The following is an 8,179-nucleotide window of genomic DNA, read 5'->3' on the forward strand; positions in this document are numbered from 1 at the left end:
GCGCTGACGCGCGCCGCAGAAAGAGGTGGGCGTCGTGTTCCCAGGTGAAGCCGATTCCGCCAAGGACCTGGATGCAGTCCTTCGCGTTGTCGACCGCGGCGTCCAAGGCGATCGCGCCCGCGACGGCCGCGGCGACCGGGTCGTCGGCCCTGGCGGCGTCCCACGCGACGGCGGCGGCCCGCTCGGACCTGCACAGCATCTCCGCGCACAGGTGTTTCACCGCCTGGAACGCGCCGATCGGCTTGCCGAACTGCTCGCGCACCTTCGCGTAGGCGACCGCGGTGTCCAGGCACCACCGCGCGATCCCCGCCGCCTCGGCCGCGCCGAGGGTGACGGCGAGGTCCGAGACCCGGGTGTCCGTCAGCCCCGGCAGCACCGCTTCCGGCCGGATCCCGTCGAGCCGGACCCGGACCAGCGGCCGGGAGAAGTCGAGCGCCTCGACCGGCTCCCCTCGGTCCGCGATCGGCCTGACACACCAGAGATCGTCCACCCCGACCACGAGGTAGTCCGCCCGCGGAACCATGACCTCGCCCGCCGGCGTCCCGTCGGGCCGGCTGACCACACCGTCCGAACACAGTGCGACCGCCACCGAGACGGTCCCCTCGACCAGCCCCGGGAGCAGTTCCTTCGCCTCAGGCGTGCCCGCCTCGGCGAGCAGCAGGCAGGCGAGCGCCGAGGTCAGCAGCGGCCCGCCGAACAGCTCGTAGGCGCCCTGCTCCAGGGCCGCCGCCAGGTCCGACACGGATCCGCCCGCGCCGCCGAACTCGGTGGACACGGCCATCCCGAGTACCCCGAGGTCGATCAACTCGCGGGTACAGTGTGGAACGTGTTCACGGACCGATCGACGGGGAGCGACCCGGGCGGCGACCGCCCGAACCGCGTCCTGGATCGCGCGCTCTTCTTCGGTGACCGCGATCGGCACGGGTTGACCTCCTCGTGTCGGAACCACGAGCTACTATAGAACGTGTTTCAGTTTTCGACGGACAGGAATGTCAGATGACCGCCACGAACCGGCCCCGCGCGGCGAACGGCCTGCTCACCGAAGATGAGCCCGGCTCGGCCGCGCAGCGCGACCGCCGCAAGCGGATCCTCGACGCGACCATCGCGCTGGCCTCCAAGGGCGGCTTCGAGGCGGTCCAGATGCGCGCGGTGGCCGAGAAGGCCGACGTGGCGCTCGGCACGCTCTACCGCTACTTCCCCTCGAAGATCCACCTGCTGGTCACCGGCCTCGCGCGCGAACTCGAACGCGGCCTGGAGCGGCTCGACCGCGCGACCATCCCCGGTGCGACGCCGTACGACCGTGTCCTGCAGGTACTCGGCCGGGTCACCCGCGCCATGCAGCGCGACCCGCACCTGACCGAGGCGATGACCCGCGCGTTCATGTTCGCCGACGCCTCCGCCGCCGCCGAGGTCGACGCGGTGGGCAGGCTCATGGACCGGATGTTCGCCTACGCCATGCACGACGAGCCGACCGAAGAGGACATGGCGATCGCCAGGGTCATCGCCGACGTGTGGCTGTCCAACCTGGTCGCCTGGGTGACCAGGCGGGCCACCGCGAACGACGTCGCCGACCGTCTCGAACTCACGGTCCGACTGTTGCTGCGCAAGGACTCCCGCACTTGACCCATTCGGTAGCTGGCCCATCGGCGCGCGTCGCGGCATGCTGTGCGGCGTGCCTACCGAGAACACCACACCCGCGTTCGACCTGATCGGCAAGCGCTATGACGAGTCGTTCGTCGAGCGCGACGCGCAGATCGCCGAGACGAACTGGCTGATCGAGCAGCTGCCCCCTGGGGCCCGCGTGCTCGACCTCGGCTGCGGCAGCGGCCTGCCCACCGCCAAGCAGCTGATCGACGCCGGTTTCACGGTCGTCGGAGTGGACGAGTCGCAAACAATGCTCGACCTCGCCGAGGAGCAGGCGCCCGGCGGCACCTACCTGCGCGGCGACTTGCGGGAGACGGCCGAACTGGGTGAATTCGACGCCGCGGTCGCGTTCTTCGCACTGCTCATGCTGTCCAAGGCGGACATCGCCGCGACCCTGGCCAACATCCGTGAGCAGCTGCGAGGCCCGAAGATCCTGCTGGTCAGCATGGTGCAGGGCGACTTCGACTCGTTCCCGGTGAACTTCCTCGGCGCGCCGACGTCGGTCTCGGCCTACCCGCCGGACCATCTGCGACAGGTCGTCGCGGACGCGGGCTTCGAGGTGTCGCACCTACACGAGGTCGAGGCCATGGCCGAACCCGGACGTATCGAAGTCCAGCTCTACCTACGCGCTGCCGCGGTCTGACCCGCGAGTCGCTAACCGAGCCAGTCCCCTGCGGAGAGGGCGCCGCGCAGCCGGGTGAGCGCGCGGTGCTGGGCGACCCGAACGGCCGTCGCGGTCAGTCCGATCGCGGTGGCCGTCTCCTGCGCGGAGAGGCCGACGACAAGGCGCAGCACCAGGATCTCGCGCTGGCGGGGGGCGAGGGTGTCGAGCAGGGAGACCAGCCGGGTGCGCATCTCGCCGCGCAGGGTGATCTGCTCCGGGCCGAGGCCCACGTCCATCGTCTCGGGCAGCTCGGCCACCGGCTCGGAGCGGTCGCGCCCGGAGCGGCGGTAGAAGTCGGCGACCTTGTGCGAGGCGATGCCGTAGACGAACGGCAGGAACGACTCGCAGTTGTCGTTGTAGCGCGGGAGGGCGCCGAGCACGGCCAGCAGGATCTCCTGGGCCACGTCGTCGGCGGAGGAGTACGCGGACCCCGTGCGGCCGATCCGGGCCCGGCAGTAGCGGATGATCGCCGGGTTGATCCAGGCGAACAGCGTGCCGATGGCTTCGCGGTCGCCCTGCAGCGAGGCGGCCACCAGCTCGTGGAACGCGGAGCTCTTGAGCCGGGTGAAGATCGCGTCAGTCCCCTGGGACCGCGCGGCGGGAGCGGGAACCGGCGTGTCGGTGTCCGACCCGGCCGGCTTGATGGCAGAACTCACATGAGCCCCCAGAGTGTGCGGCGCACGGTGCGACGGTGCGCCGATGAGATCCGGTGTGGCGCGGGCTCCCCGACTCGCGTCCCCTGTTCCGTCTCGGATCGTCGGATTCGATGGTGATCCTTGACGGAGAGTGATGCTAGCCGGGGAAGACCTTCTGCACCAGGGTTTCCCCTAGTACTTCTTCGAGGATGTTTTCTCATTCAACCTTCGTCCCGTAAGGGTCCAAGGTCCCGAGACGCAACATTGCGTAGGTCAATCCGGAGAATCAGTCACGAACGGTGGACTACCTGTGGACTCTCCGAAGTTGCCGATCCACAGGCAGCGGATGTTGTGCGAACCGCCATATCGCATTGACGTTCGTCACTACGACAGCACGGACGGTAACGTCGAGCGTGGTGACCGCGATTTGTCACCGCGTTGACAGTCCCGCCTCCAGGTTTCTAGCGTTGCCTGGGTTGTCCAGTTGGGCAGCGAAGAACCCGAAATGGGGATGCACCCGCTATGGACGCCACCCGGCGGCCGATCGTCGTCGTTTTGCACGGCGCCGAGCGACCGCCCCGGATGACCACGATCGAGCAGAAGTCGACGGTCCGCTACACCACCTCGCACCACCTGGCCGAGGCCCTGCCCGGCGCCGATGTGCTGTTGGTCTGGGACCTTCGCAGTACCGCGCTGGCCCATGTCTGGCCCGCGGCGAACGCCCTGCGCTGGGTCCACGCGGCCGCCGCGGGTGTCGGCCACCTCGCGATACCCGAGCTGATCGACTCCGACGTCGTGCTGACCAACGCGCGCGGGATCTTCGACGAGCCCGTCGCGGAGTATGTGCTGACGGTGATGCTGGCCTTCGCCAAGGACCTGCCCACGACGATGCGGCTGCAGCAGCGCCGCACCTGGCAGAAGCGGGAGACCGAACGCCTCGCCGGGTCGAGCGCGCTGATCATCGGAACCGGCCCGATCGGGCGGGCGATCGGGCGCAAACTCCGGGCCGTCGGGGTGGCGGTGTCCGGCGCGGGCCAAGCGGCCCGGGAGTCGGATCCGGACTTCGACTCGGTCGTCGCGCTCACGGACCTGCGCGCCGCGCTGCCCAAGCACGATCACATCGTCGTCGCCCTGCCGCTCTCGCCCGCCACGACCGGGTTGATCGACGCGCACGCCCTGCGGGCCATGCGCCCGACCGCCAGACTGGTGACCATCGGCCGCCGCGGCCTCATCGTCACCTCGGACCTGCTCGACGCGTTGGACTCCGGGACCATCGCGGGCGCGGCGATCGAGGTGTTCGCCGACGAGCCGCTCTCGCCGTCCTCGCCGCTGTGGGACATGCCCAACGTCCTGATCTCGCCGCACATGTCCGGCGACGTGAAGGGGTGGCGCGACGAGTTGGTCCGGCTCTTCGCCGACAACCTCGACCGCTACATCGGGAAAGAACCGCTGCTCAACGTGGTCGACAAGCGCCTCTACCGTCGGTGACCCGGGCCACAGGGGTCGACTGGAACCACTTGCTACTCTAGAGTAGGTAAGAGGTCCGAACCGATGAGGGAGCAGCATGGCCGGGAAAGAGGGAGTCGGCGCGAAGCCGCCGCGGCGCGACGCCATGGGGACGGCGCTGGCGGTGCTGAACCGTTTGGCGAGCACCGAGGTGCTCGACCGGTTCGGGCTGCGCAAGCCGATGCAGAACACCGTCTACCAGGCCACGAAGACCGGGTTCACCGCCATCGGCGCGGCCGGCCGCACGTTCGTCGCCGCGCAGAAGTCCGGCAAGCCCAAGCGGCTGCCGTCCGCGTCGGCCAAGGGTCTGTTCGACCTGACGCCGACCGAAGAGCAGCAGATGATCCGCGAGACCGTCGCCGAGTTCGCCGCCGAGCGGCTGCGCCCGGTCGCCGCGGACGCCGACGCCAAGTGCGAGACCCCGCAGGAGCTGCTGACCCAGACCGCCGAACTCGGCGTCACCCTGGTCGGCGTGCCCGAGGACCTCGGCGGCGTGGGCAGTGAGCGCTCCGCGGTCACCAACGTGCTGATCGCCGAGGCCATGGCGCACGGCGACATGGGTCTCGCGGTCGCCTGCCTCGCGCCGTCCGCGGTGAGCAACGCCCTGGTGCTGTGGGGCGACGGCGACCAGCAGGCGACCTACCTGCCCGCGTTCGTCGGCGACAACGTGCCCGCCGCCGCCCTGGCCATCCAGGAGCCGCGCGCGCTGTTCGACCCGTTCTCCCTCACCACCAAGGCGCACCGCACGCCCGGCGGCTTCACCATCACCGGCGTGAAGTCCCTGGTCCCGCGCGCCGCGCAGGCCGAGCTGTTCATCGTCGCCGCCGACCTCGGCGGCCGCGGTCCCGCGCTGTTCCTGGTGGAGTCGGGCAACAAGGGCGTCAGCATCGAGTCCGAGCCCGCCATGGGCCTTCGGGCCGCGTCGCTCGGCAAGCTGCACCTGGACCAGGTGTCGCTGCCCGCCACCGCGCTGCTCGCCGAGGGCAAGAGCGACGTCTACGCCGAATGTGTCCGCCTGGCCCGCATCGGCTGGTGCGCGCTCGCCGTCGGCACCTCGCAGGCCGTGCTCGACTACGTGATCCCCTACGTCAACGACCGGGTCGCCTTCGGTGAGCCGATCAGCCACCGGCAGGGCGTGGCGTTCAAGGTCGCCGACATCGGCATCGAACTGGAGAGCATGCGCCTGCTCACCTACCGCGCCGCCAGCCGCGCGGAGCAGGGCAAGACCTACGCCCGTGAGGCGGCGCTGGCCCGGAAACTGTGTTCGGACAAGGGAATGATGATCGGCAACGACGGCGTGCAGCTGCTCGGCGGACACGGGTTCGTCAAGGAGCACCCGGTGGAGCGGTGGTACCGCGATCTTCGGGTTATCGGTCTGGCCGAGGGCGTCGTCCTCGTCTGAGGGCTCAAGGACAACGGGAGAGAATTCAGATGATCAACCTTGAGGTTCCCAAGAAGTTCGAGCAGCTCGTGGACCAGGCACACCAGGCCGCCGCCGAGTTCTTCCGCCCCAACTCACGCAAGTACGACCACGCCGAGCACACCTACCCCAAGGAACTCGACATGCTCGCCGCGCTCCTCGACGGCCTGTCGGCCTCGGGCGGCGGCGCGGGCGCGAGCGGCGTCCGGGCGGACACGAGCAAGGAGAAGGGCAACCGCAACGGGTCCAACCTGTCGCTGCTGCTCGGCACCATCGAGATGTGCTGGGGCGACGTGGGTCTGCTGCTGACCATGCCGCGGCAGGGTCTGGGCAACGCCGCCATCGCCTCGGTCGCCAACGACGAGCAGTTGGAGCGCTACAAGGGCAAGTGGGCCGCGATGGCCATCACCGAGCCCGACACCGGCTCCGACTCCGGCGCGATCCGCACGACCGCGGTGAAGGACGGCGACTACTACGTCCTCAACGGCGAGAAGATCTTCGTGACCTCCGGCGAGCGCGCGGACTGCGTCGTCGTGTGGGCCACTTTGGACCGCTCGCTCGGCAAGGCCGCCATCAAGTCCTTTGTGGTCGACCGCGGCACACCTGGCTTCGAGCTGGTCCGGTTGGAGCACAAGCTCGGCATCCGCGCCTCGGACACCGCGCACTTCCGCCTGGAGAACGTCCGGGTCCACAAGGACAACCTGCTGGGCAGCCCGGAAGTCAGCGCGGAGCAGGGTTTCGCGGGGGTCATGCAGACCTTCGACAACACCCGCCCGCTGGTCGCCGCCATGGCCGTGGGCGTCGCCCGCGCGGCCCTGGAGGAGACCCGCCGGATCCTGTCGGAAGCGGGCGTGGAAATCGACTACGACCGCCCGGCCAACACCCAGTCCGCCGCCGCCGCGACGTTCCTGCAGCTGGAAGCCGACTGGGAGGCCGCCTACCTGCTGTCGCTGGAAGCGGCGTGGATGGCCGACAACCGCAAGCCGAACTCGCTGCAGGCCAGCATGGCCAAGGCGAAGGCGGGCCGCTCCGGCTCGGACGTCACCCTGCGGTGCGTCGAGTTGGCCGGTTCCGTTGGCTACAGCGAGAACTCGCTGCTGGAGAAGTGGGCCCGCGACTCGAAGATCCTCGACATCTTCGAGGGCACCCAGCAGATCCAGCAGCTCATCGTCGCCCGCCGCCTGCTGAACAAGTCGTCGGCCGACCTGAAGTGACGTAGCGACAACGGAAGCGGCGCCTCTCACCCCTGAGGGGCGCCGTTTCCGTCGCGCAGCAACTCGATCCGCTCGCGCTCGTACGCGGCCTGATAACGCGCCTCGTGATGGTGTCCGCGATCAAGATAGGCGACCTCCGCGTAGACACGTCACAAGCGGGAAGCACGTCATACGACGGACACCGACCCCCGACCTGCGCACCGAGTTCATCGCACGTCATCAGTTATCAAGCACCGCAACCGACCCAACCAGCCACGTACCTTAATAGCCGAGCAGTCATTCACTTCCCTCCGCTACACCCCCTTCAGGAAGGACCAACATCTCCCGTTCGAGCGCTACGAACTGAGCGACCGTATTGCCGTTTTCGTCGGACACTTCGACTTCGTAAGCATTATCGTCGTACGACTCGATCACATATCCGACGACACCAACGAACTTGCCTTCGGCTGGCCGCTCAACCGCAACTATTTCGACCTGACTGTACAGGGCGATCATCGTCACCTCGAAAATCCAGAGAATGGAGTGTTCAACATCAGCGAGCCGTCCGATTTAACCATCCAGCCACTAGTAAGATAGCTCACATTTCCGCGCGCGTTACCTATTCCGTGAAGCTCAATTTCGATATTGATACGCTGCCCATACTCATCCTTCTTGCCAAGAGTATAGCTTCCTCGCGCGTACTTTTCCGCCGCCTGGCTGGTGTAGATCTCGACAAGCTCCTCCGAATTGGTCCTCGAGAATCCGAGCCTCGTAAACACGGGGGTCTTTCCATGGTTTGCGCCAGCCTTAAAGATATAGTCGGAGAACTTCCTCACGTCGGCCGCCGCCTTCGGCGATGACGACGGCAAAGCATTACCTCCGACCGTCCCTGCCGATGTCGCACCCGCTTGAACGGACTTCGCGGCCATCAATGCTTTCGCGGCGTTGCCGAACGCTCCACCAAATAGCCCGCCTACGACAGCGCCTTGGACCGGGTCTCGCCCTTGAGATCCCTCGCTTACCGCGCCGCCAGCGGCCCCCGCGATCGCTCCGCAGGCAATAACACCGATTGGACTGGTTCCGCATGCTGCAGCTATCGCGAAGCCGATGACCAACC

General features: G+C 68.0%; 9 protein-coding genes and 1 pseudogene. 5 read left to right on the plus strand and 5 right to left on the minus strand.

Annotated elements, in window-relative coordinates:
* On the minus strand, nt 1-922 hold a 922-nt coding region (locus tag ACRDSQ_RS05880; RefSeq protein WP_431419470.1), incomplete at its 3' end, for an acyl-CoA dehydrogenase family protein.
* A 74-nt stretch (nt 923-996) separates the two neighbouring features.
* Here ACRDSQ_RS05880 and kstR point away from each other — a divergent pair.
* Nucleotides 997-1,623: a cholesterol catabolism transcriptional regulator KstR gene (kstR, locus tag ACRDSQ_RS05885; protein WP_431419471.1), complete on the plus strand. Its 627-nt coding sequence runs from the start codon at nt 997-999 to the stop codon at nt 1,621-1,623.
* 49 nt (nt 1,624-1,672) lie between these two features.
* Entirely contained in the window at nt 1,673-2,287 is a 615-nt protein-coding gene (locus ACRDSQ_RS05890; RefSeq protein ID WP_431419473.1) for a class I SAM-dependent DNA methyltransferase, read from the plus strand.
* An 11-nt stretch (nt 2,288-2,298) separates the two neighbouring features.
* Here the strand turns inward: ACRDSQ_RS05890 and shbA are convergent, their stop codons facing one another.
* Nucleotides 2,299-2,964 (minus strand): RNA polymerase sigma factor ShbA, encoded by a 666-nt coding sequence (gene shbA, locus ACRDSQ_RS05895; protein WP_431419475.1) that lies wholly within the window; start codon nt 2,962-2,964, stop codon nt 2,299-2,301.
* A gap of 501 nt (nt 2,965-3,465) precedes the next feature.
* On the opposite strand from shbA, the gene ACRDSQ_RS05900 reads away from it, so the two are divergent.
* From ACRDSQ_RS05900 to ACRDSQ_RS05910, 3 genes are all read left to right on the plus strand, one after another.
* Entirely contained in the window at nt 3,466-4,431 is a 966-nt protein-coding gene (locus tag ACRDSQ_RS05900) for a D-2-hydroxyacid dehydrogenase (protein WP_431419476.1), read from the plus strand.
* A gap of 124 nt (nt 4,432-4,555) precedes the next feature.
* Nucleotides 4,556-5,851: an acyl-CoA dehydrogenase family protein gene (locus ACRDSQ_RS05905; protein ID WP_431419479.1), complete on the plus strand. Its 1,296-nt coding sequence runs from the start codon at nt 4,556-4,558 to the stop codon at nt 5,849-5,851.
* A 29-nt stretch (nt 5,852-5,880) separates the two neighbouring features.
* Entirely contained in the window at nt 5,881-7,083 is a 1,203-nt protein-coding gene (locus ACRDSQ_RS05910; protein ID WP_431419477.1) for an acyl-CoA dehydrogenase family protein, read from the plus strand.
* 26 nt (nt 7,084-7,109) lie between these two features.
* Here ACRDSQ_RS05910 and ACRDSQ_RS05915 read toward each other — a convergent pair.
* The 3 genes and pseudogenes from ACRDSQ_RS05915 to ACRDSQ_RS05925 all read right to left on the minus strand — a co-directional run.
* Nucleotides 7,110-7,220, minus strand: a pseudogene (locus tag ACRDSQ_RS05915) (hypothetical protein); the annotation flags it as partial.
* A gap of 139 nt (nt 7,221-7,359) precedes the next feature.
* Nucleotides 7,360-7,578, minus strand: coding sequence for a DUF4926 domain-containing protein (locus ACRDSQ_RS05920; protein ID WP_431419480.1), 219 nt, complete (start codon nt 7,576-7,578; stop codon nt 7,360-7,362).
* A gap of 2 nt (nt 7,579-7,580) precedes the next feature.
* On the minus strand, nt 7,581-8,179 hold a 599-nt coding region (locus ACRDSQ_RS05925), incomplete at its 5' end, for a DUF6883 domain-containing protein (RefSeq protein ID WP_431419478.1).

It is taken from the genome of Actinokineospora sp. (assembly GCF_050699995.1).
Classification (GTDB): Bacteria; Actinomycetota; Actinomycetes; order Mycobacteriales; family Pseudonocardiaceae; genus Actinokineospora.

What these genes read in the sequence shown, in the direction of transcription:
- kstR (WP_431419471.1), top strand. Translation starts at nt 997, where the DNA reads ATGACCGCCACGAACCGGCCCCGCGCGGCGAACGGCCTGCTCACCGAA.
- ACRDSQ_RS05900 (WP_431419476.1), top strand. Translation starts at nt 3,466, where the DNA reads ATGGACGCCACCCGGCGGCCGATCGTCGTCGTTTTGCACGGCGCCGAG.
- ACRDSQ_RS05905 (WP_431419479.1), top strand. Translation starts at nt 4,556, where the DNA reads ATGGGGACGGCGCTGGCGGTGCTGAACCGTTTGGCGAGCACCGAGGTG.
- ACRDSQ_RS05910 (WP_431419477.1), top strand. Translation starts at nt 5,881, where the DNA reads ATGATCAACCTTGAGGTTCCCAAGAAGTTCGAGCAGCTCGTGGACCAG.
- ACRDSQ_RS05920 (WP_431419480.1), bottom strand. Translation starts at nt 7,578, where the DNA reads ATGATCGCCCTGTACAGTCAGGTCGAAATAGTTGCGGTTGAGCGGCCA.